Source organism: Georgenia sp. Z1491, assembly GCF_049856175.1.
In the GTDB taxonomy this organism is placed as follows: domain Bacteria; phylum Actinomycetota; class Actinomycetes; order Actinomycetales; family Actinomycetaceae; genus JB111.
The window spans coordinates 1-1,393 of sequence record NZ_JBNDNA010000039.1 but is presented as its reverse complement, the minus strand read 5'-3'; the positions used below and the strand labels follow the sequence as shown (position 1 = coordinate 1,393).

The following is a 1,393-nucleotide window of genomic DNA, read 5'->3' as shown; positions in this document are numbered from 1 at the left end:
CGGCCAGGACATCCAGGTGCGGATCCTGGACCAGGCAAGCGGTGAAGAGCTCGTAAACGACGAGATGACCACCTTCGACAACGGCTTCGCAGGCTTCTGGTTACCGCGCGACGTCGAAGGAACCATCGAGATCACCTATGACGGCTTGACGGGAACGGCGGACTTCTCCACCACCGACGACGGGGCCACGTGCCTCACAGACCTTCAGCTCGCCTGACCCCACCGCATGCATGTGATTGACGGTGCTGCTGTGTGGCCGCGATGGGCCGCGTTGGAGATAGCCCAGCCGGCTGGGGGGCCAGCCGAGCATCCAGGAAATGGTGCGTCCAGGGGGGAGGGCGGCATTTCCAGCCGCTCCCGCCCGGGCTGCTCGGTCCGGGCCCTCTTTCATCGACCTACCAGGGACGATCGGTGGTTCGATCGAGAAACGGGTGTCGTGAGCGGTGGTGTCGCCCGTGTTGCCGATGTAGAGCTTGAAGGCCGTCGGCTCGTCCTTGTTGCCCGGGATATCCACCCACAGACGAGGGAGGCGTGCCTCGTGGGCAGCATCCGCTGCGAGCTGTGTCTGTGTCTGTGTCTCTGCAGAGTTCGCGGAGCGTTCGGCACTCCGGGAGGACCGCCCGGCGATGACGAGTGAGCCGATGGCGATTCAGGCCGAGGGTGTTCATGGGTGATTCCTGGCTCTTCACATTCGAGGGTGTAGTTGGGGTCGGAATCCGCCCGTCTCGAGTAGTGATCGGGCGATGTAGTTGGTCAGGTTGCGGAAGCCGAGGGCCGAGCCGCGCAGGTGCTCGAGCCTGCCGTTCATGGCCTCGGTGGGGCCGTTGGACGTGCCGGGCCGGTCGAAGTAGGCGAGCACGTCGGCGGCGCGGCGCTTCAGGGTCCTGCCCAGCTTGCGCAGCTCGGTCAGGGCGGCTGGCACGGTGGAGCTGACGGAGTCGATGAGCTGGGCCATGAGCTGGCGACCATGTGCGCGGTCGGGGACGCGGTAGGCGGCGATCATGCGCTGGTAGACGGCCCAGGCGGCCTCGACCGCTACGTGGGTGTCGCCGTCGAACAGGCCCTCCAGGCGCTGGGACTGCTTCTCGGTGAGCAGGTCGGCGCCGGTGTGCAGGGTCCGGCGGGCGGCGTAGAGCGGATCGCCCTTGCGGCCCCGGTGCCCGCAGGTGTCCTGCTGGACACGGCGCCGGCAGTCATCGAGCGCGTCGCCAGCGAGGCGGACCAGGTGAAAAGGATCCATGATGGCGACCGCGTCGGGCAGCTCTTCGGCGGCGGCGGTCTTGAACCCGGTGAAGCCGTCCATCGCGACGATCTCGACCCCGTCGCGCCAGTCCTGCGGCCGGCCCGCGAGCCACTGCTTGAAGGCGTGTTTCGAGCGGCCCTGGACCATGTC

Annotated in this window: 2 protein-coding genes; one reads left to right on the top strand and one right to left on the bottom strand. The window is 67.4% G+C overall.

The features are described 5' to 3' along the window. Positions 1-217, top strand: a 217-nt coding sequence (locus ACPYO4_RS16355) for a CueP family metal-binding protein (RefSeq protein WP_425710302.1), incomplete at its 5' end; no start/stop codon positions are given. A 468-nt stretch (positions 218-685) separates the two neighbouring features. Here ACPYO4_RS16355 and ACPYO4_RS16350 read toward each other — a convergent pair. Further along, positions 686-1,393, bottom strand: a 708-nt coding sequence (locus tag ACPYO4_RS16350; RefSeq protein ID WP_425710293.1) for an ISL3 family transposase, incomplete at its 5' end; no start/stop codon positions are given.